The sequence below is a fragment of the Legionella sp. genome (assembly GCF_047605385.1).
Taxonomy (GTDB): Bacteria; Pseudomonadota; Gammaproteobacteria; order Legionellales; family Legionellaceae; genus Legionella.
Window position 1 is genome coordinate 23,878 of record NZ_JASGFU010000004.1, and the last position, 19,719, is coordinate 43,596.

Below are 19,719 nucleotides of genomic sequence, written 5' to 3' on the forward strand. Positions count from 1 at the left end.
ACTACTTTTATTTAGCGTAAAAGTTTATTATGTACAGTGATGCCAGTCTTTATTATCTCAATCACTTAGGGATTAGACCCTGGATAAAGAGAGAGTCTACTTTAGTATTACAAGAAAATAATAATATTGTAACCTCTGAAACTTTAAAGCTTCTGGTTTTTACTTCTACAAATTTAAGTGAAAAAGGGCTGGCACTATTGCGACAAATGCTTGCCTACCTTCATTTATCTGAATCTGAACTTAAAGTGATTTCTGTTACTGAGCAAGGAGTCTTAGCAACTAATGAAGTGCAATGTGCAGCCGCTATTTTGATTTTTGGTTTAAATAAAAACAATTTTCTTAACGATATTAATAGCAACGGCCTGATTGTACGAAGCCTAGATCCTGATTATTTAATTTCCTACCCCGGTGCGAAAAAAAATGTTTTTCATGACCTGAATTTGATGAAGCAATTTTTTAAGGCATCTTTATGAAAAATAAAGGATTTACTCTGCTAGAACTTGTGATTACTATGACATTATTGATACTTCTTACTACATTAAGTATTGCTTCTTATTCTTACCTAGTACGTAATAATGAACAACAAACCATCATTGATGAACTTAGTTCTGCTGTGCAATACGCTAAAATGCAGGCATTAATTCTTGGAAAATCTGTAATTTTACAGCCTGTGGATGACTCATTAGACTGGTCTCATGGATTATTATTAACTACCTGGAGTTCTAAACAGCATCAGTCAGAAATACTGCATCAATGGCAATGGTATCATCCACAATGGCAGTTAACTTGGATTGGTGCGCATTCAGACAATAAGATTCTTTTCTCTGATAATCCTATGCATGCCATTAGCAATGGCCATTTTAACCTGATGAATATAAGCACAGCGAAGAATAAGATAATTATTTTAAATCGTCTTGGCAGAATTAGAGTGAGTAATCGCTTGTTCTAAGAATATTAATTCTGTAAGATCTTAGAGATTTTTTTATCTAAAAACCTAAGTTATGCCTATAAATACACATCTTATTTACTCACTCAAGGCTTCATGTTCAAAACAATTTTTAGAGTGGGTGAATTATCAAGATTCATTAACAGATAAATTACGTAAGGCTAAAGGTGATGCGCACCTAGAGCTAATTACACAACAATGGATTACCACCGATTTGTGGTCTAAAAGTTTACTTGATGTGCATGATGTTTCTGTTTTTCAGCGCGAAATTATTATGAAAGGCTATGGAGTGCCCTATTGGTATGCGCGTAGCATTATTCCGCAAAAATGCTATGATTTGGAACCTGAATTTTTCAAACGACTAGAAAAAGAATCGATTAGAAATTTAATTTTCGATGAGCCTCGCGTACGACGTATTAATGCGATTAATTATCCTATTGATGATCAATGTGTTGAGTTTTATTGGGTAAAGAAATACATTGACGATATTCACGGGACTTTATGGGTACGTATTGCTGAATTTTTATTTCAGCAACAAGAATCTTTTTATTTGATAGAAATTATGTTGCCTGAATTAGGAGACATTACCTCATGAATTGGAATGCTTATTGGCGTTTAATGCGTTTTGACAAGCCTATAGGTACGTTACTATTATGGTATCCTACTGCATGGGCTTTATGGCTGGCGAATCAAGGCATGCCTCCTCTAAAACTAGTAATCTTATTTCTTATGGGGACTGTGTTAATGCGCGCCGCAGGTTGTGTCATTAATGATATTGCAGATCGTAATATCGATAAGCATGTCGAAAGAACTCAGTTACGTCCACTTACTGCAGGTGAAGTCACATTGCATGAGTCGTTTATTTTAGTGTTTGTTTTATTAATGGCTGCTTTAATCATCTTGATTAATCTATCTTGGTCCTGCTTTTATCTTGGATGTATTGCCTTATTAATTTCTATTTTTTATCCTTTTTGCAAACGCTTCTTGGATGCACCGCAGTTTGTTTTGGGCCTGGCATTTTCTATGGGAATTCCAATGGCATATAAAGCTTCTAATTTGGCTTTAAATGCTGAATGTGCCTTAATATTTGTACTTAATTTTTCATGGATTGTTGCTTATGACACAATGTATGCAATGATGGATAAAGAAGACGATTTGCGCATTGGCGTAAAATCGACCGCTATTTATTTTGGAAACTATGACCAAATAATCATTGGCTTATTTCAATGTATTTTGCATAGTTTATGGTTTTATTGGTCACAGACCATTAATGTAACTTATTGGTTTTATTTGTGTTGGGGAGCTGCTGCTTTAGTTCTTATCCAACAGCAAAAACTGATTGCTAATCGTCAACGTGAGCAATGTTTTAGGGCATTTATTATTAGCAGTTATTACGGTGCTTTAATGTGGCTTGCGGTGATGTTGGGTACTTGATAATCAGCAATAGACATCCTATATTAAACTTCAATGTGCAATTTAGGAAAAGTTATTATGAAAAAAATATTAATTAGCACAATTTTATTGGCATCTGCATTCTCTTTAACTGGTTGCTGGACAGTGCAAAAAGGACAGAAATCAGGAATTATTGTTAAGGTAGCTAAAGAAGGTAAGTTTTGGGGAACTTATGAAGGAGAAATGATACTTGGTGGCCTGGAGAATGCCAGCGGTGTTAGTGGGCGTGCATTTTATTTTACTTTAGGTCAATATAATTCAGATTTGGTAAAACAGGCTGATTTTGCAATGCAGAATAATCGCCATGTGGTTGTTAGTTATCATTGTGATGCATTCACTATGCCTTGGAGTGGTGAAACCAAGTGTTTTGTTAGAAAGATTAATATCCTGGCTGAAAAATAAAGCTTGTGTTTAAAGTGCAGCGTACCTCGGTGTCCCCGAGGTACGGTCTTTGGATTTCACCCAAGTAAGATTATGGTGTATTATTTAAAATATCCATGTCAATCCCATCTGATGTTTGAGATCCACTAAGCGGTTGAGAATATAAGGAATCTCTATCTTTACGAAAGAAAGCAAGCAGTGAAGAAGAGGTTATAAAATTCTTAACAAAACAAATCTTATTATTTTTAACCAAACAAATTATTTTCTCGTCAATTACCAATAAATCGCTGATCTGTTTTGAAAGTTCATATGTTGTGTTTTTTCCTGTTTTTAATGAAAATACCAATAATTTATTCTTTATTCTATTTTTTTTGTCAGGCTCTTGAAATAAACCAGTGAAATAATCTCCTGACAAATGCGGGTTAGTTAATTGAGGACAGGGACAACTGATTAATTCTTTGGTTTCAGGATTGTAAACCGCCAGCATTTTTCTATTTTGACTATAAACAAGCAATAAATTCTGTTCAGAAACATATAATTCTGCATCATCAAATCTTAACTGACTAAGCTGTGCTATGTTTTCCCATATAAAAGATGAACCAATATCAGCTTGTTTACCTAAAAAAATATCTCCATTGTTTAATGCAACAACGACTTTGGACTCTCTGATTGTATCTTTATTTTCATCTTCGCTATCGTAGAAAAGAGGATTCTTGACGTTATTATTATTAGTGTTATTGATGATGTATTCCTCATATTTATATTCGTCTTCGTCATCATAGAAAAAAGAGTCTTTTAAGTTTTTTCTGGTTTTTGTTTTTTGTTTTTTGAGGATATTATTCGTATTATTGGTGTATTCATATTTGCAATGCAAACTTGCTACAGAAGTGATTTGTGAGCTAGGACTCTGGAAAACTTTTTTGCTATCACTAAAAGTATAGATGTATGCATCTTCTTCCCAGCCCTCCATAGAAGATTTGGGATTGGGATATTTTTTTATCACATAATTGTAGAGTTTCGCTTTGTCTTTGGAAGCACATACAAATTCCATAGACCCTCTTTGTTCCCGTGTCATTGCACATATATTTGTATCAATCTGCTCAGGCAATGCTTCACATACAGTACTATAAACATTCGATAAAAAATATGTATTATTCGAATCTCTATGAAAATAATCGCCATTAGGCATAATTTTTAGTTTATAGTTTTCTGGAAAAAAAATCTTATAATGATATTTTTCTTCTTTTTGGGACTCTTCTGAATATGCATAACCTATAACATTGTTCTGGTCAATTACCACAATATTACACTCTCCTGTATTAAAATTTTTTGTGATAGCATGAACTTGTGGGGTTTTGTTGTTATTATCATGGATATTAGTCAATTTATTTTTTTTCATAAAAATCCTTTTTAGTTAAGTTATTGTCATGTGTAAATAAAAATCAAAGAGAGTTTTTTATTGCCTCGCGCTCTCAAAGTAATATTATAGGACATTTTGTTGATTTTATGGGTTAACATTAATTTTTTATACAGAAAGCAAGGATTCGGGTTATCAAAAGATTTTCAAAAACTTTGCTATAGCTAATTCCATATGAAACACGGCTGTCCCATTAAAAATGTGACGTCTTTCCGAGCATAGCGAGGAATCATCTGTAAAGTGGCCAATCTGAATTAATGCATTAATTAACATTACCTTTTAACCTCTTTGTTTTTGCAAGGAGTTTAATGATGTCAGAGGAAGATACACCTGGATTTTTATGTCATTTCGAGAGGCTCGAAGACCCCAGGAACGATAGAAAGAAATTATATCCCTTAACAGAAATATTATTTGTTGTGCTCTGCGCTAACATATGTGGAGCTCAGAGCTGGCGTGATTTTGTCACATTCGGAGAAGAAAAATTAGATTATTTACGTCGATTTTTACCTTTTGAAAATGGCATACCATCTAAAAACACATATGCTCGTGTATTTTCGATTTTAAATCCCGATGAGTTTAAAAAATGCTTTATTTACTCTCGATATGATTTTAATGAGAGCGTGCCTCTTTACAGGAGAATATTAATGGCGCGCCCGGAAGGATTCGAACCTCCGACCCTTTGGTTCGTAGCCAAATACTCTATCCAACTGAGCTACGGGCGCGTTGATTGGCGGAGAGAGAGGGATTCGAACCCTCGATGGGATTTCTCCCATACTCCCTTAGCAGGGGAGCGCCTTCGACCACTCGGCCATCTCTCCAATCAATGGTTGCGCAGTATATCAGTTATTTTGTAGACGTCAACAGTTCAAGAAAATTTATCTGTATTTAAAATAAAACAAATAAAACATAAAGATATAAAAATAATCGCTATGGCTTGATGAATCGCTTCTTAGGAGATGAAAAACAAATGATTTAATTAATATGAAATTCATTTACATTGAGTTCGGTAACATTTAATTCTGAGGCTCTTAGGAGGAAATAATACAAAATCTAAACACTTATTAATATTCATGCTACAATCATCATTTTTGTAATGATGCAAAATTTATGATTGATCTTCATTGCCATAGTTATTTTTCTGATGGGACCTTAAGCCCTCAAGAACTCATTAAAAAAGCAAAGCAATTACAAATTCGTTGTCTGTCGCTTACAGACCATGATACAGTGGCAGGTTATCCTGATTTATTAACTGCAGCCGCATCCACTTCAATTCGCATTATTAATGGCATTGAGCTTAGTACGCGTTGGAAAAAACATGATTTTCATATTCTTGGTTATCAGATCAAACATACGGAACATCTTTTTGCTCTAATCCAGCGTCAAGTGCAAAGTCGTATTAATCGAGCCAAACAAATTGGGGAAGCTTTAGAGCAATTTGGTGTAGTCGATGCTTATACTAAAGCATGTGCTTTGGCAGGGCATGAGCGAGCAGCACGACCACATTTTGCACAGGTTTTAGTAAATGAAAGTAAAGCCCGTGACCAACAATCGGCATTTAAGCAATACCTTGTGCGTGGTAGAAAAGCCTATATTCCAACCCCGTGGATTAGTGTTCAAGAAGCTGTTGAGGCAATTGTTGCTAATGGTGGGCAAGCGGTTATTGCTCATCCACTGAAATACGGATTGACGCGATCTAAATTGCATGAGTTAATTAATGAATTTAAGGAAGCTGGCGGTGTGGGCATTGAGGTAGTTTCTGGAGACATGAATGTTATGGAAATTAATGAAATGGCCGGAGTCAGTCTACGATTTAATTTGTTGGCTTCTTCGGGCTCGGATTTTCATAGCGATGCTATATCGCGTACCAATCTAGGTGCTCAGAAGCAGTTACCGGTAAACTGTGTGCCTATTTGGCAAGAATGGAACATTGAACAGGGGACCTTATGAGTCAGTTTTTTGCATTACATCCTGATAATCCGCAATCACGTTTATTGAGAAAAGCTGCATCTATTATTGAAGATGGTGGCCTCATTGTTTATCCTACAGATTCAGGTTATGCCTTAGGTTGTAGTTTGGGAAACAAGTCAGCGCTTGAACGCATTCGTCGCTTAAGACAAATGGATAAAAATCATAATATGACGCTTGTGTGTCGTGATTTATCGCAATTGGGCACCTATGCGCGCGTACCTAATCCAATTTTTCGCTTATTAAAAGCCTTAACACCTGGTTCTTATACTTTTATTCTGAATGCGACTCATGAAGTGCCACGATTGATGCTGCATCCTAAGAGAAAAACCTTGGGTTTACGGGTGCCTGACAATACTATTACTTTGTCTTTGTTGGACACTTTAGAGGCTCCATTAATGAGTACGACACTGATTCTTCCAGGTGCTCAGGCCCCTTTGAGTGAGCCGGAAGCCATTAGAGATATATTAGGAAATCAGGTTGATTTAGTGATTGATGGCGGTAATTGTGGACAAGAGCCCACAACCATAGTTGATTTATCTGGAGATTACCCTGTCATTTTAAGAGAAGGAAAAGGTGATCCAGAACCTTTTAGATAGCTTGTTCACCATACGAGAATTATAGATTGAGACTTCTTCTATGTTTGGAGAGGATTCTATTGTTTGTATAATTTAATAAAAGAGGATATTGATGTCAGCATTATTTACTTCCAACAAACGAGTTGTTTCGGGAATGCGTGTTAGTGGAAGATTACACTTGGGTCACTACCATGGTGTAATAAAAAATTGGCTTAAATTACAACATCAATATGACTGCTTCTTTTTTGCTGCAGATTGGCATGGTTTAACCACTCAATATGCAGAAACAGGGGCTATTGAACAGCATCTCTGGGATATGATTATTGACTGGCTAGCATGTGGTGTTAATCCAGGTTTGTCACGTTTGTTTATTCAATCATGGGTTCCTGAGCATGCAGAGTTGCATTTGCTTTTATCTATGATCACACCCTTAGGTTGGTTAGAAAGAGTCCCCAGCTATAAAGATCAGCAAGAAAAATTAAAAGAAAAAGATTTAGCGACTTATGGTTTTTTGGGTTATCCCTTATTGCAAAGCGCGGATGTTTTATTATATCGCGCTGATTATGTTCCTGTGGGTGAAGATCAGGTAGCGCATATTGAGTTAACTCGTGAGGTCGCGCGCCGCTTTAATCATATCTATGGAAAAGAGCCCAATTTTGAAGAGCTAGCAAATGCAGCCATTAAAAAAATGGGGAAGAAAAATAGCAAAATATATAGTGAATTGCGGCGCCAGTTTCAAGAGGATGGAATTCATGAATCGATCGAAACCGCCAGGGCTTTATTAGAAGACCAATCCAATTTATCCATTGGGGAAAAAGAGCGTTTATTAGGTTATTTGGAAGGCAGTGGAAAAATCATTCTTCCTGAGCCGCATGCATTGCTGTCTCCTACTTCGAAAATGCCTGGTACTGATGGGCAGAAAATGTCTAAATCTTATCATAATACCATTATGTTAAGAGAAGAACCTTCGCATGTAGAAAAGAAAGTATTAACCATGCCTACAGATCCAGCGCGGGTGAAACGTACTGATCCTGGCGAACCTGAAAAATGTCCTGTATGGCAATTTCATAAAATTTACTCTAACGATGAAGTCAAAGATTGGGTACAAAAAGGTTGCCGTTCAGCAGGAATTGGTTGTATTGATTGCAAAAGACCGGTTATTGATAGTATCAATAAAGAACTGCAACCTATTCAGCAAGCAATCACAGAATATGAGTCTGATTTAGGTTCAGTAAAGCGTATTATTTCCGAAGGAAGTGAAGCGGCGCGTGAAGAAGCTTCGAAAACTATGGGAGTTGTTAGAGAAGTGATGGGAATTAACTATTAATGGAAGTTGAATTATCAATCAGGTCTGGGGTTAGAGCAGTTGTTGATGGCAAAGAATTTACTCAGATCCCTGATGATTTATTTATTCCACCAGATGCATTAGAAGTACTGCTGGATTCATTCAGCGGGCCTTTGGATTTGCTTTTATATCTTATTCGTAAACAGAATATTGATATATTGAATATTCCTATAGTTAGCATTACCCAACAATACTTACATTATATTCAGTTAATGGAATGTCGGCGCATGGAGTTGGCTGCAGATTATTTATTAATGGCGGCCATGTTAGCTGAAATTAAATCACGCATGTTATTACCAGTGAATCCTCAAAATGAAGAGGAAGAAGAAGATCCGCGCATGGCCTTGGTAAAGCGTTTACAAGCTTATGAGCAAATAAAATTAGCGGCAGAACTTATTGATTCACTACCTAGGCAAGACAGGGATAATTTTACCATTGAGCTTGTTACCTCTGAGATAAAAGCGATTAAAGTGTATCCAGAGGTTGAATTGGCTGAATTGATTGAAGCAATGCACTCTTTACTAAAACGCGAAGAGCATGTGAGCCATCATACCATCAGCCGCGAAGCCATGTCAGTGCGTGAGCGTATGAGTATAATTTTAGTGCAATTGCAAGAACATAAGGTTTTGGAATTTCGTCAATTATTTACTTTAGAAGAAGGGCGTATGGGATTGGTCGTGTCTTTACTGGCAATACTTGAATTAGCAAGGCAATCTTTAGTAGTGATTACCCAAAATGACGCTTTTTCAGCAATACATCTGCAGGCGGCTTAAATGGATGAGAGTGCATTAAAACAGATTATTGAAGCCTTACTATTAAGCAGCAATGAGCCTTTATCTTTGGATAAAATGCTCGCAGTATTTGAAGAGTGGCAGAGGCCTGCTAAGGAACAAATAAACTTCATCATTGAGCTTTTAAAAGAAGAGTATACAACACGGTCATTCGAATTAATTCAAGTTGCTACAGGATTTATCATTCAAACAAAAAAAGAATATGGCTCTTGGATTGCGCGCTTACAAATTGAAAAACCGTCTAAATATTCACGTGCTTTGCTAGAAACTTTAGCAATTATTGCGTATAAGCAACCAGTAACTCGTGGTGATATAGAAGAAATACGAGGCGTTGCCGTCAACAGCCAAATCATGAGAACTTTATTAGAAAGAGAATGGATTCGCATTGCGGGATATAAGGATGTAGCGGGTAAGCCTGCGGTATATACCACAACTAGAGAATTTTTAAATTATTTTAATCTTAAAAATTTAAATGAACTTCCATCCTTACCCGAAGTATTGGAAACATTAACTTTAAATAACCCGAATGAAGAGTGTATTACTGAATGAGCAGCGAAAGGTTACAAAAAATATTGAGTCAGGCTGGCCTTGGTTCACGTCGTGAAATGGAGCGATGGATTGAAAGTGGTTGGGTGCAAGTGAATGGACAACTCGCAAAATTAGGAGATTCCGCTACTGGCAATGACAAAATTACTGTGAAAGGAAAATTAATTCCTAATCCTTTGAAAATAAAGCAAAGTATACGAATTCTCCTTTATCATAAGCCTGTGGGGGAAATATCCAGTCGCCATGACCCTAAATTTGAAAAAACAGTATTTGATCATTTACCGCATTTGAAAAATAGTCGTTGGGTGCAAGTAGGACGTTTGGATCTAAATACCTCGGGCTTACTAATTTTCACGAATAATGGTGAGCTCGCTAATAAGTTGATGCATCCTCGCTATGAATTAGAACGCGAATATGCTGTTCGTGTTCATGGCCAAGTGAGCCCGGAAATTTTGGCTAATTTGCAAAAAGGAGTGGAGTTAGATGATGGTCTTGCCAAATTTAACCGTTTAGAGTTTCGTGGTGGTGATGGTGCGAATACTTGGTACCATGTGATTTTAAATGAGGGCCGTAATCGAGAGGTTCGTCGTTTATGGGAATCACAGGGATTGGAAGTGAGTCGTCTGATTCGCATTCGCTATGGTAGTCTCTTCATGCCCAGATTTTTGGCCCGCGGCCAGACTTATGAGTTAACTCCAGAAGAGGTAAGTAAATTTTTGGTTTCTTTGAGGTTATAGGAAATTAAATTGTCGAAAGCTTCAAAAGCCCAATGTCATCAAATTAGAACCATTTCTAAAAACAGAATTTCTAATATGAAAATTCAGGCGTAGTTAGCAATTTAATCTTATCTAAGATCAATTCAGCATTAAAGTTTCACTTGGATTTGCCTTAAAATTTGAACATAAGCTAGTGTATTTCCATGGGAGGCTTCATTTTTTATATCCGCAAATAAGCGTCGTAGTGTAGCATTATCAGACTTACATAAAATTTACGCTCATTTGCTGGATGTTCTGTGCACATTCCATTTTTAAAGTCTCACATAAAGGAGTTAAATTCGGAGATTTTGTTTGGAAGAGTAAGGCGTATATTTGCACCTCTTGCTGTTTTAATATGTGCAACGGGGGTTGTTCTTTTCCTGCGATTATATAACATCCTGTCACCCATTTTTCATAGATCGAGTGCAGACTATCTTTGGGTTCGGAGCGAATAATTCTCATGCTTAAATCGATTAATATTTCGCGCTGTTGCTTGAGTAACCAACGGTTTTTCATCACATTTTTACTAAGTTCGGTAATGTTCGTTTGCAAGAGGTTTAGGACCTTGCGCTTTTTATGGTTCTCAAGCAATGAGTGATAGTCTTCAAAAGGGAGTGGGGCTGCGATGCAGGGGATGCCTGAGTAGTTTATATAGTGTACGGGTTTTGTATAATCGGCAAAGACTTGCTGAGAAAAGTAAGGATTAGCTAAAAAATAATGTTCATAATATTCTTGGCGTGTGCCTATAAATTGGCTACTGTTTTTGCCAGAGCTCTTTAAGTGAATGTCTTTCATGGCTGCAAGCGATGGCATGCAATCCATCTGGGAAAGTGGTTGCAGCTCAAGATCAAATGTTTTTGCGATTTCTGCCAACAAAGCTTTTCTATCGATGTGGTCTAAATCATGGCTAGAAAAATCTACAGTTAATTCAAAGGCCTTTCTATCAACAAATGTAATTGGCTTGATAGTAAAAGCTAATTTCGAGGAAATCTTGTGTTCAAAAAAAGCTTTTTGCAAAGCAACTTGTAGTTTATTAAAGAGCTCCATGTCAAATCCCTTGAACACAATCTGGTAGGCTTTGTTGATTAAAGGATCTTGAATGAACACAATGGATTGTCCTTCATTCAGTTGTTTGCTAACTGATATGATGAAAAGCTCTTCTTCTCCTTGTACTTGGTTGAACATGGGTTGAGCAGGTTTATATATTTGTAAATAAGCCTGCGAACTATCTTGGTTATTCCCAGCAGTCATCATATGTTTAAGCTGGGTTGTAAAATCAAATTTTTTAATACTTTTCAAAAAGATGGCTTTGCCTAGTTGTTCTTTTTGGGTTTGCAAAGAAGCTTTATCTTCCGCAGATAACCACCAACTTTTATAGAGATGCTCCCAATAATTTAGGAAAGTTTGGCTTCCGGCATTTAAATAAGCATTGAAATAAACTCCTTCTTTCCATTGTTCGTAGACTTTTGGTAAAAGCTTTACGGAACGGTTGGTCTTAGTGAGGTGATGCGTAAGCAGTAAGCTTGCTTGTTCTTTTTGGATATTTTCCAGCAATTTAGACGTGCGTGTACTACTATTATTACTTGTTTTTGAAAGAACTTCTGCCATGGCTGCGAGTGTGTCTTTGTAGAGGTTTAGTAAGCTAGTATTGTATTGTTCTAAGGGATTCAGCGTCTCGGTATTGAACATCACATCTCCGAAAGGTATGGTGTTGCTGATTTTTTTGAGTCCTTCTGTGTACAAAGCCATGATCTTGTCGCGCATGACTTTGGTGATGGCTGTATCGTGATAGATAGCCGTCCAGAGTTCAAAAAAATCAGCCTGAATCGCATTTTTTGTAATACTGGTTAATTGACGACGCAAGCGGTCCGCAGATTCTTGGCGATAATGAGCAAAATATTGTTGATGCTTAAAGCCGTCTGAATTGAGCATTAAGTCTTTGGTGCTGTTTTCCAGATCAGGATAACGTGCTGTTTCTTTTTCTAAATTGTAGACAGAGAAAAACTTTCCTTTATCTCGTTTGCCGGTTAATGGATTAATGCGTCCAGTACGGCCTTTTACTTGGATGTCGTCCACCAAATTTTTGAGATAGGTAGTAACGACTACCAGTTGTGAGGTGTCCTTCAATTTAATGTCAAATCCACGGCTTATCAACCCGCTGACGGCAATAAGAATATGATTCGATTGACCGGATTGACGTTCGAGTTCGCTCAAGCTTGCGTCGCTGATTTCATCCAAACCAGAATGCAAACAAGAAACTACCCAATTTTTTTGCGCCTTATTTACTAGGTAAGTGTATACTTTTTCTGCAGTATCGATGTCTTCCACTACGATCAAAATCGCACGGGATTTAAGACGAGTTTTATCGCCGGTATAATGTTCACAGATATTTTGAATGGCTTGCAATTGCTCTTGTGCGTTTTTGAGAAAGCGCACGGGGTATTCCATACGAGTTTTGCTCTGAGCTTTCGGGAGTTTAACGAAATCAAAATTCAGATTGAGTTTCATTTCTTTGAGTTCGGATTCAGAGCCAATCGTTGCGCTAATAGCGGTCACTAGCCCCGAAGATTTCATCCACGTGATTAAAGCATCGGGAGACATGGTGGAGTACAATTGAGTTTCTGAGGCTACAGTGTAATACTGAGCTAATTGTTTCTTTTTCGCTTGGTAATTCAATCGACCGTGTAAGGCTTGTTGCACCAGGCCATTGAAAGTGACGTTTGTGGGCATATGTTTGTCATTGATCAAAACTGCCGCGTAGTATTCTTTTTTATCACTTCCTGGATACACCGACTTTGGAATAAAATCTTCTCTTTCTTGCAGAGTTTTTTCTTGCCAGGAGGCCTGTAGATATTCTTTTAATACCAAAAGAAATTCAACTTGTTGGCAAGCGCTGACACCTAGAGGGGAGTATTTTTGTAAAAATTGTACTACATCCTCCATGCGGATGTTGGCGGATTCTTTATTGGGGTTGTACCGTTCTAGATAGGCCGCCAAGCCTTCAAAAGCCCAAGCGTAAGGGTGATTATTTTGTACTCCCATGGATTTGGTTAAATTATTATCTGTGGGATTGTGTAAAATAAGCTCATCTGCTTCGTCGATCACAAAGGACATCGCGGGCATGTGTTTGCCGGTATCCAATAATTCTTGCTGATGGATGACTGCCAAATCATTAAAATTCACGTAATATATCCCACTGAGTTCAGGTTTTTTATCGTGAACAATATGCCTCAACTTGGAGCGAAATTGATAATTTTCCACAGTGAGATGTTGGCATTCGATATTCAAAGCTTCAAACAATTTCTGATAGACTTGGGCATCACGCAGCGCTAAGGAGGCACGGTGCGTGACAATGGCAGCGGGCTTGCCGTTGATCCACGACAAAATACCTAAGGCTACTGCCAATAAGGATTTCCCTTCTCCGGTTGCCATTTGTAAAAATAAGGGTGGTATATCCGTATCGTTTAAGCGATTAATAAACGTGAAAATGCCTAATAACTGGATGGGCGATAGCCAGAGAATTGAAGGAACACTACTGGTTTTATAAATGGCCTCTCGGACGATACTGAGTGCGGTTAAATAGACCACTAGCCGTTCATCCTTGGTTTGCGCAGAGTTGAGTTTTTCACGGCAATCGTGAAGCCTTTTGCTGAGTTCTTGCAGCGGCAACTGAGCCAACTCGTATTGCCCAATTTGGTTGATAAACCTAAGTTGAGCAGGGAAGAGCATAGCCGGGTTCGAAATATCATCATATTCTGATAATAGGTTTCTTACTTTATCGAGGTATGGCCAGAAGAGATCATTGTTAAATTGCTGCGCGTATTTCTCTAGGCTACGTTCATGATGTGGATCTTGGGTATGTTGTGTGATGCATTGATCGAGGGTAATTTTTCTTTCGATCAGATCATTTATTAACGAGGAATTTGGTATGGGGCTTTGCTCGTAACACAGAGCTAATTTTCGTCGGTCTTCTTGATTCAGGGCCTGTAAAAATTGTGATACTCGGGTTAGATTCAAGTGCTCTATCTGGGCTAAGATCAGTAGGAAATCTATGTTTTTTTGTGAATTTTTTTCATCCCACTGGGTGACCAGTTGAATCGTCAAATCAAAGGTGTTTTGGATGTTTTCCAGCCATAAGGAAAGGCTACGTTCAATTATCTTTTTGTGCGAATCATTTCTATAGGATATCTCTTGCAAGCGATTGATCGCTAGACAGAACTGGTTGAGAGATTCAGTAGGTAGATTTTTGCTAGCCCAGGTGTTTAGCAGTTCATCGAGGATGATGTACCAGTTGTAGTCTTTATTGGAATACAGCCTTGCAAAGACCTCCAGCGTTCTTTGTATGTTTTTTAAATGCTCTGCTGAGAAAGAATAGGTTTGTATGCGGTTGAGGCAGTGAATCAATCGGCTGTAGTAAGTCGTGGATTGGGGTAAGGAAAATTGTTCTTGGTTGGCAAACCACTGGCTTACTATTTCTAGATACTGAGGTTTCTTAGGATGTTTCAATAACTCCGGGCTTGCCAGTTGAAAGTATTCTGCTTGAAATACGGGTTTACTGGTAACTGGCAATAGCAGAGCCTCTAACCATTCGTTTAAGGTTTTAAGGTCGACTTTTTTCTTAGTCGATTGCAGCAAAGTTTGTAAGAGTAACGCTTGCTCTTTGGACTTTTTCATCTCGTTCAAAATGTATAAAAATTGATTCCAAAGAGCGATTTTATCGTCACCAAACGCCGCAGGATAATCCTGCAACAGAATAGTTTTGATACTGTGATAATGCTGTCCTAAGCCTTTGTACTTGTTCTCCACAAATTCGGCATTTGGGTAAAAATTGGGATCTTGGCTGTCACTTAGTGTATGATCAGCATGAAAATTACTTAAATACGAGTAGACAAAAATCGATGCATCGATGGACTTGCTCATTTCCAATTGGGTGAGATAGTCTTGGCCTAGAGTGAGTAAGGTACTTAGGCTCAACGAATGAAACAGAGTGGGGACGCGTCCGGCAATGCTTACTATGTAGTTGTCAAAAGTTTTTGCATCTATTTTTTGTTGCAGCGTAGTCAGCTGTTCTAACCATTCAAGATATTGTGGCACTATGTTGCAGTATTTCGCTTGCTCAAATTTCACTAAACTCAAGATGCGTAGCAAGCGTCCTTTTTGGTCAAAACTCCAGGGAGTATTTTTCAAATGTAGGCCAAACACTAAAAAGGATGGGTAATGTATTTTAGAATTGTATTGTTTCATACGATATAGGGCGTCAATGAAATATTGCTTGTATTCTCGATGTAATTGTTGAGTGAACAAGAATTGATTATCGATTCGTCCCCATACGTCCCGTTCTTGCCATTGGTCTTTTATTTCAAAAGAATACAGTTTAGTTTTTTCAACATTCGTTAGGGCTCTATACTCCTTGTCCCCTTGTTTAATGTGTTTCAGAATTTGTGTTAGCTCGGATAAGTCTAAGTGTATTTTTTGCTCTTCGCTTGAATAGCGTTCTTTGTTAGCCAATATAATGCAATCGTTTAATATACGAACAAGTGTTGAATACGAAACGGCATTTATCGCATTGAACTGGGTTTGAAGCTTTGGTTCGTTATGGTTCACTAATGCGCATTCATAGGTTGCTTCAAGGAACGTCTGAAACTGTGTAGCTCTAGCTTTTTCTTGCTTGAGCATGTGATCTAAGCCACGTTTTCCCGTTGTTGTATAGGCGAGCAGTGTTAATAAGAGACTGCATATTAAGGGTTCTGAGTTTTTTAGTGGGATTGGTTTGGTTTGTAGAACGTCGTTTATGTAGGTAACTCCTTCACATTTCTTTATTATGGTGTAGTGTGTAGGCAGTTGCATCATTCCTACCAGATGTTGGTATACGCTCATAGGAGCCACATATTTTTCACTGCCAATGTATCGAAAGAAGGTGAGTAGAGCGAGCTCAAATAAGGCTTGTATCTCGTCTGCAGAGGTTTGATCTAGCTTTTCCTCAAGTTGCTTGCAAAGAGCATCATTAATAAAGCGGGAATCATAATGTTCATACAATCTGTAGCTCTTATACAAGTTATACTGTTGTATCGTTTGTTGTAATGTATTTTCATAGTGCACGTTTAATTGCATGTCGGAACTGACGAAGTGAAACTCTTTTTTATGAACTGCTTGAATTACTCCGCAGGCACTCAGATCCAATTTTGCTAGGTTATTCCATTGTTCTGTGGGGTTTTTGACTTTTTGTAAAATGGTAATCAATCGGCTTAAATCCACCGGTAGGTTTACGATGTCTTGTAGCGGGCAGGGCATGCTTAAATTATCATACAATTTTAAGGCACGTAATTGGATTAGAAAGCCTTGAAAGGCATTCATGCATATAGCCAGATCGCAGTAACCACTTTCAATAGCGTGTTGGTGGGTCAGTTGTTGCCACCAGTGGTATTCCACTGGCGTTAATTGGAGTAATTGCTGCACGGCTTTTTGCTGTTCTGGATAGCAAAGACTGGCAAAATTCAAGTTAGGTTTTAAAAAAACATCGACAAAATCACTAAGCCCGACAGCACCCCAAACGTGTTCGATCTGGTTTAGGAATTGTATAAAAACGGCTGCAAACGATGCGTCTTGGCACAATAGCAGCTCCATAAATCGGATTTCATTGCTGTGACCAAGGCTTTGCATGAGACGAACCAGGTTTGATTGGTCGATGGATAATGATTTTTGAATTGAAACAATTAGATCTCGATAAGGATAGGCTGTTTGTTCTTCGTTTTTGAGGTTGTCTTGCGATAAGACTTCAGTGATTTGTTGATGGATGGCATTTTTTATATCTTCGGACAAGTTTGCGATTAAAGTAGAGGAAAGAGCATATTCGACACCTAGTGCTTCCTGCGATCTTTCTTGTTCTTCAAATAAAACGGAGCTCTTGGGAACTTTGGTTAATTGATAGGCGATTTTGGCGTAGTAATAATAATTTAAAGCCTGTACAAAATATTCAATGATAGACGCTTTTTCTTGATCGCTTTTATTGTTCAGTTCCTCGCTTAAAGCCCTAGTTAACTGGTGTATGCCCTCAGAATTAAAAAAGCTTAATGTAATGAAGTTTCTTCTCCAGCAATGCCAGGCAAGATACACATCTAGGTTGTTTTTAAAGAGTTCAAACATCTGCATAGAGGGTAAATGTGCGTTAATCAGGACTGAGTAATAGCTGGTACTCGGTAGATCGGTAGAGGGTACACGTGATGGTTTTTGAGTGAAAGGGGTTGATGCCATGTCGGGTTTTTCTGTACTTATAAACAAGGCTCCTTCCAGTGCGCTAAAATACATGTTTTGTGGCAGGTGCTCTAAATGCACGCCATTTTGGTATAGGTGGGGGTGGCGTACGATCTCGGTTAGGGCTTTGATACTGACTTGTTTTGGTACATGTGCCGAATAAAAATGTATCGCCATCGACAATGAGTTTGATGCGTCAAGAATGGCGTTTTGATTGGTGATCTTGTTATTTCCTGTTAAACGCTCCCAGAGATCTAGAATATCTCTATCTTTGTAGTGATATTGTAAGATTTCTTCACCGACTTTTTTCTTGGCTTGATAATGATCGGCATGATTGGGATCCATCCCTGCTTCGAGGTCGTGCCAGGAAATTAACTGATTTTTCTCATCTCGTAGCAATCCTGTTTTGTAATGACTGTCGTGTTTGACTTCTTGGTGTTGATCGATTTGCCAGGATTGCTGTATTTCTGCTTCAGTTTGCTCTTCGACTTGGTGTTCAAAATGGTATTTATTTTGAATACCTACTTTATTGTTGAGTTGTGGGAGAATAATCTCTTCTTGTAATAGGACATTTATTTTTGTTTGGTTGAATAATGTAATGTGTTTTGCCGTAGTTTCTTGGGCTAGAATATCGGTGCTTAAGATGGTTTGATGCGCGCATTCGTTTTCTGCCTCTAATAATAAAGCGACTTCAAGAGTAGGTAGATTATTAAATTGGACGCGAGTGTTTTTCATGTCGTGTAATATTGTTACGAGGCTTTGAATCTGTTGTGTTTGGAGTTTATGGAGATACAAATGGAGTTGAGGCAGTTTTGCAGTATCGAGTAGTTTGATGCTTTGAATCAGTACGGTGAAGAGCTCGTCGTTTAGTTCGGAAATGTGTAAACTAATGTCTTGGCAAAAAAAACAGTCGGTTTCATTGCGTTTTATGGATTGGATGAATTCATTCATACCTTCGAGCGTTGATACCTTGATAGGATTATTCGATGATTGACGATGAGGGATATAGAGCGAATATCCTTTGGTGATTTTATTTTTTTGGAGATCTTGAGTAAATTGATTCTGCAAGAATGAAAGATAGCTTTTTACTCCTTCGCGGCCTAGTTGGGATACGGGAATTTTTTCATCCATGCAAAAGATGCTGCCTTCTTGTTTAGCAGCTTCTCGTGCTAAATTTCCTACCTCAAATCGGAGATTGTCTAGAGGACTTCCATAAGGAGAAAAATAGGCTCTCGAGGTGTTGGCTTTTAAGTTGTTGATTATTGTTAGTAGCTCTGCAGTTTCAGCTTGGCTGTTGTCTAAAAATGCTTGGTTGATGAGAATACCCTTGGTCTTATCATAAGAAAATACGACAGTATCTTCTTGTTTCACCAAAAGCTCTTGGTAAGACCTTAGAGCAATCACCTCTAGAATGATGCTGTTTAAGTTTGGATCAAGTAGATTTTGTGTGGCTTGGAGTAGCAATTGTTGTTTATTTGAATTTCTTTCTTGATTCAATAGATTACGTCGCAACGCTGTGGTAAACAAGTGATTGAATTTGACATCGCTTTCAACAATAGATGCTCGTTTTACAAGCACTGTATCGAGCATGCTCTGGTCTGTGGGTTCTAAAAGTAATTTTTTCTCAAGCATCCATTGATGAAAATAGTCGCGTAGTAACAGGATGTCGTTTTGTTGGTATTCGGTGCGCTCTTCCTGTTCTCTAATATGTTGGTTTACGATGGTATTTCTGACATTACTATTGTCTTCAAAAAATCCGAGTCGAAGGGCTTCCAAAAATGCATCAAACGCAGTTATAAGCTTTACATCGACACTAACGGCTTGTATCTTTTTTTGCATCTGCTCCAGACAGTAAGTTTCAAACTGTTTTTTTAGTTTATTGTCTAGAGTTTTTGTTTTTCTATCTTCTCTGAGGTATTTTTCAAGGATTTGTATGGTTTCTTTAGTTATTGTGTCTTTCAGGTAAGTTTGTATTAGGGCTGTAAGAAATGTCTGGAGTGTTATCGTCCGGTGTAAGGGGTTGTTCTCGTATGAGTTTTGTCGTTTGCTGTGTAATATTTCTTCAAAGTAAGCTTGCATGGCTTGATCCAATCCACCTTCTTCGAGAATTTTAATGAGCTTTTCAAGGTTTTGATTTAGGGAATGTTCGTTATGTATGATGGTTTGCAGCAAAGAAAGGACGTTTGAACTGAGTTGCATATCAAAAGCTCTATTGAAAATAATTTATCTAATTGTACTAATAGTGCACTTTGCTATCAATAGGATTTTAACTAATTTTGGTGTCGCTGGAGC

Annotated in this window: 13 protein-coding genes, 2 tRNA genes and 1 pseudogene; 12 read left to right on the forward strand and 4 right to left on the reverse strand. The window is 37.8% G+C overall.

Annotation, left to right across the window (positions count from 1 at the left end):
• Positions 1–29 precede the first annotated feature (29 nt).
• From QM652_RS01755 to QM652_RS01775, 5 genes are read left to right on the forward strand one after another with little or no spacing between them, the layout of a single operon-like run.
• On the forward strand, positions 30–473 hold the full coding sequence (locus tag QM652_RS01755) for a DNA polymerase III subunit psi (RefSeq protein ID WP_415072431.1): 444 nt from the start codon (positions 30–32) through the stop codon (positions 471–473).
• Positions 470–949: a GspH/FimT family pseudopilin gene (locus tag QM652_RS01760; protein WP_415072432.1), complete on the forward strand. Its 480-nt coding sequence runs from the start codon at positions 470–472 to the stop codon at positions 947–949. Before QM652_RS01755 ends, QM652_RS01760 begins: the two co-directional genes overlap by 4 nt.
• A 52-nt stretch (positions 950–1,001) precedes the next feature.
• Positions 1,002–1,541 (forward strand): chorismate--pyruvate lyase family protein, encoded by a 540-nt coding sequence (locus QM652_RS01765; protein ID WP_415072433.1) that lies wholly within the window; start codon positions 1,002–1,004, stop codon positions 1,539–1,541.
• Positions 1,538–2,380: a 4-hydroxybenzoate octaprenyltransferase gene (gene ubiA, locus QM652_RS01770; protein ID WP_415072434.1), complete on the forward strand. Its 843-nt coding sequence runs from the start codon at positions 1,538–1,540 to the stop codon at positions 2,378–2,380. The genes QM652_RS01765 and ubiA overlap by 4 nt, the downstream gene beginning before the upstream one ends.
• Positions 2,381–2,437: 57 nt before the next feature.
• The gene (locus tag QM652_RS01775; protein WP_415072435.1) at positions 2,438–2,800 is read left to right on the forward strand and encodes a hypothetical protein; all 363 of its coding nucleotides are present in this window, start codon (positions 2,438–2,440) and stop codon (positions 2,798–2,800) included.
• Between the two features lie 70 nt (positions 2,801–2,870).
• On the opposite strand, the gene QM652_RS01780 is transcribed toward QM652_RS01775, so the two are convergent.
• Complete coding sequence (locus QM652_RS01780; RefSeq protein WP_415072436.1) at positions 2,871–4,178, reverse strand: hypothetical protein; 1,308 nt, start codon at positions 4,176–4,178, stop codon at positions 2,871–2,873.
• Between the two features lie 329 nt (positions 4,179–4,507).
• On the opposite strand from QM652_RS01780, the pseudogene QM652_RS01785 reads away from it, so the two are divergent.
• Positions 4,508–4,777: pseudogene (locus QM652_RS01785) on the forward strand (transposase family protein); the annotation flags it as partial.
• Between the two features lie 64 nt (positions 4,778–4,841).
• Here QM652_RS01785 and QM652_RS01790 read toward each other — a convergent pair.
• Positions 4,842–4,918 (reverse strand) — tRNA-Arg (locus QM652_RS01790).
• Between the two features lie 6 nt (positions 4,919–4,924).
• Positions 4,925–5,014 (reverse strand) — tRNA-Ser (locus tag QM652_RS01795).
• Positions 5,015–5,303: 289 nt separating this feature from the next.
• Between QM652_RS01795 and QM652_RS01800 the strand changes: the two genes are divergently transcribed.
• The 6 genes from QM652_RS01800 to rluB all read left to right on the forward strand — a co-directional run bounded on the left by QM652_RS01800 (position 5,304) and on the right by rluB (position 10,158).
• Entirely contained in the window at positions 5,304–6,143 is an 840-nt protein-coding gene (locus QM652_RS01800; protein WP_415072437.1) for a PHP domain-containing protein, read from the forward strand.
• Positions 6,140–6,760 carry an L-threonylcarbamoyladenylate synthase gene (locus tag QM652_RS01805; RefSeq protein ID WP_415072438.1) on the forward strand — a complete coding sequence of 207 codons (621 nt, stop codon included), beginning with the start codon at positions 6,140–6,142 and terminating at the stop codon, positions 6,758–6,760. Before QM652_RS01800 ends, QM652_RS01805 begins: the two co-directional genes overlap by 4 nt.
• A gap of 91 nt (positions 6,761–6,851) precedes the next feature.
• Positions 6,852–8,066, forward strand: a complete 1,215-nt coding sequence (locus QM652_RS01810; RefSeq protein ID WP_415072439.1) for a tryptophan--tRNA ligase — start codon at positions 6,852–6,854, stop codon at positions 8,064–8,066.
• Entirely contained in the window at positions 8,066–8,857 is a 792-nt protein-coding gene (locus QM652_RS01815) for a segregation and condensation protein A (RefSeq protein ID WP_415072440.1), read from the forward strand. Before QM652_RS01810 ends, QM652_RS01815 begins: the two co-directional genes overlap by 1 nt.
• The gene (scpB, locus tag QM652_RS01820) at positions 8,858–9,424 is read left to right on the forward strand and encodes an SMC-Scp complex subunit ScpB (protein WP_415072441.1); all 567 of its coding nucleotides are present in this window, start codon (positions 8,858–8,860) and stop codon (positions 9,422–9,424) included. It abuts the gene before it with no gap.
• Positions 9,421–10,158 (forward strand): 23S rRNA pseudouridine(2605) synthase RluB, encoded by a 738-nt coding sequence (rluB, locus tag QM652_RS01825; RefSeq protein ID WP_415072442.1) that lies wholly within the window; start codon positions 9,421–9,423, stop codon positions 10,156–10,158. The genes scpB and rluB overlap by 4 nt, the downstream gene beginning before the upstream one ends.
• 240 nt (positions 10,159–10,398) lie before the next feature.
• On the opposite strand, the gene QM652_RS01830 is transcribed toward rluB, so the two are convergent.
• Positions 10,399–19,626 (reverse strand): helicase-related protein, encoded by a 9,228-nt coding sequence (locus QM652_RS01830; RefSeq protein WP_415072443.1) that lies wholly within the window; start codon positions 19,624–19,626, stop codon positions 10,399–10,401.
• Positions 19,627–19,719: the final 93 nt, after the last annotated feature.

What these genes read in the sequence shown, in the direction of transcription:
- QM652_RS01755 (WP_415072431.1), top strand. Translation starts at nt 30, where the DNA reads ATGTACAGTGATGCCAGTCTTTATTATCTCAATCACTTAGGGATTAGA.
- QM652_RS01760 (WP_415072432.1), top strand. Translation starts at nt 470, where the DNA reads ATGAAAAATAAAGGATTTACTCTGCTAGAACTTGTGATTACTATGACA.
- QM652_RS01765 (WP_415072433.1), top strand. Translation starts at nt 1,002, where the DNA reads ATGCCTATAAATACACATCTTATTTACTCACTCAAGGCTTCATGTTCA.
- ubiA (WP_415072434.1), top strand. Translation starts at nt 1,538, where the DNA reads ATGAATTGGAATGCTTATTGGCGTTTAATGCGTTTTGACAAGCCTATA.
- QM652_RS01775 (WP_415072435.1), top strand. Translation starts at nt 2,438, where the DNA reads ATGAAAAAAATATTAATTAGCACAATTTTATTGGCATCTGCATTCTCT.
- QM652_RS01780 (WP_415072436.1), bottom strand. Translation starts at nt 4,178, where the DNA reads ATGAAAAAAAATAAATTGACTAATATCCATGATAATAACAACAAAACC.
- QM652_RS01800 (WP_415072437.1), top strand. Translation starts at nt 5,304, where the DNA reads ATGATTGATCTTCATTGCCATAGTTATTTTTCTGATGGGACCTTAAGC.
- QM652_RS01805 (WP_415072438.1), top strand. Translation starts at nt 6,140, where the DNA reads ATGAGTCAGTTTTTTGCATTACATCCTGATAATCCGCAATCACGTTTA.
- QM652_RS01810 (WP_415072439.1), top strand. Translation starts at nt 6,852, where the DNA reads ATGTCAGCATTATTTACTTCCAACAAACGAGTTGTTTCGGGAATGCGT.
- QM652_RS01815 (WP_415072440.1), top strand. Translation starts at nt 8,066, where the DNA reads ATGGAAGTTGAATTATCAATCAGGTCTGGGGTTAGAGCAGTTGTTGAT.
- scpB (WP_415072441.1), top strand. Translation starts at nt 8,858, where the DNA reads ATGGATGAGAGTGCATTAAAACAGATTATTGAAGCCTTACTATTAAGC.
- rluB (WP_415072442.1), top strand. Translation starts at nt 9,421, where the DNA reads ATGAGCAGCGAAAGGTTACAAAAAATATTGAGTCAGGCTGGCCTTGGT.
- QM652_RS01830 (WP_415072443.1), bottom strand. Translation starts at nt 19,626, where the DNA reads ATGCAACTCAGTTCAAACGTCCTTTCTTTGCTGCAAACCATCATACAT.